1 protein-coding gene is annotated in these 1719 nt (G+C 65.3%); it reads left to right on the top strand.

Annotation, left to right across the window (positions count from 1 at the left end; genetic code table 11):
* A partial coding sequence (locus A2J03_RS22175; RefSeq protein WP_231912651.1) for a condensation domain-containing protein occupies positions 1 to 1719 on the top strand: 1719 nt, incomplete at both ends.

Here is a 1719-nt window from a genome sequence, read left to right as displayed (position 1 = left end):
GGCATACATGGTGCCGGCTGCTCTCGTCGTACTTGCCGAGCTGCCACTGACTGCGAACGGCAAACTCGACAGGAAGTCGCTCCCGGCGCCGGACTTCTCGTCTCGTGTGACCCAGAGCCGCGCCCCGGCGTCCGATGTCGAGCAGAGCCTGGCAGCACTGTTCGCGGAAGTCCTCGGTATCGATACCGTCGGCGTCGACGATTCCTTCTTCGCGCTCGGCGGGGACAGCATCATGTCCATCCAGCTGGTGTCGCGTGCAAAGGCTGCCGGTCTCGTCATCGCGCCCCGCGACGTGTTCGAACGCAAGACCGTCGCCGGGCTGGCCGAGGTTGTCGCTCTGGCCGAGGACACCCCGATCGTCGTTCTCGAGGAGTTCGAAGGACGCGGCGTCGGCCCTCTACCTCTGACACCGATCGTGCACTGGATGTTGGAACGAAGCTCCGAGTTCGGGCGCTACACCCAGACGGCGCTGCTGCAGCTTCCGCCGGACATCGAACTGCCGGTGCTCGAGCGCACGGTGCAGGCAATCCTCGACGCCCACGACATGCTCAGGGCACAGCTCTACCTAGCCGACGACGGTGCCTGGATCGAGACGGTCGCTCCCGTCGGCTCCGTCAGCGCGTCGTCTGTGCTGCATCATGTCGACGTGAAGGCCGTTGCAGGAGAAGAGTTCTCACAACTGGCGGCAGCGGAACTCGACGCGGCAGCGGATCGGCTGGATCCGGCGGTCGGACGGATGATCCAGATGGTGTGGTTCGAGGGGCCGTCCGGTGCCGGACGATTGCTGATCGTCGCCCACCACCTGGTCATCGACGGTGTGTCCTGGCGAATTCTGGTACCGGATCTCGCTTCTGCATGGTCGCAGATCGTTGCAGGCCAGGACCCGGTCCTCGCCGAAACCGGAACCTCCATGCGGCGCTGGGCAAACGGTCTCGTCGAGGTCGCCCAAGCTCGCACCGACGAAATGGCGCTGTGGACCGGGATTCTGTCCGGCGACGACCCCGTCATCGGCTCACGTCCGCTCGATCCGACTGTCGACGTCGACGCGACGGTCCAGCGCATCCGGACATCACTGCCGACGGCGGTCACCGAGCGGCTTCTCACGACGGTCCCGGAGAAATTCCATGGCAGCGTGAACGACGGTCTTCTGGCAGGCCTGGCCATGGCACTCATCGCGTGGCGACGCGAGCGCGGAACCGTTGTCGGCGACGCACTCGTCAGCCTCGAGGGCCACGGCCGTGAGGACGGAGTCGTTCCGGGCGCCGATCTCGGACGAACGGTCGGCTGGTTCACGACGATCTTCCCGGTCAGGCTCGATCTCGCTGCCGTCGACATCGACGATGCGTTGGCAGGCGGGATGGCTGCGGGCGAAGCGATCAAGGCCGTCAAGGAACAGCTGCTGACGATCCCCGACCATGGGATCGGCTTCGGCATGGCGCGATACTTGACGGACGAGGGGCGCGAGATTCTGGCGCAGTTCGCGAAGCCTCAAGTCAGCTTCAACTATCTCGGACGGTTCGCGACGGCATCCTCCGAGGGCATGGAGGACGTCGGTTGGATTCCGGTGTCCGACACCACACTCGGCGACGCTCAGAACCCGAACATGCCGGTTCCGGCGTTGCTCGACATCAACGCGGTCACGAACACCACGGAGGCCGGACCCGTCCTCGACGCCACATTCGCATTCCCGTCCGGTGTCCTGTCGACACCGGACGTAGA

The organism is Rhodococcus sp. EPR-157, from assembly GCF_001647195.1.
Lineage (GTDB): Bacteria > Actinomycetota > Actinomycetes > Mycobacteriales > Mycobacteriaceae > Rhodococcoides.
Note: the sequence above shows the minus strand (reverse complement) of the source record. Positions and strands in the feature narration are given on the sequence as shown.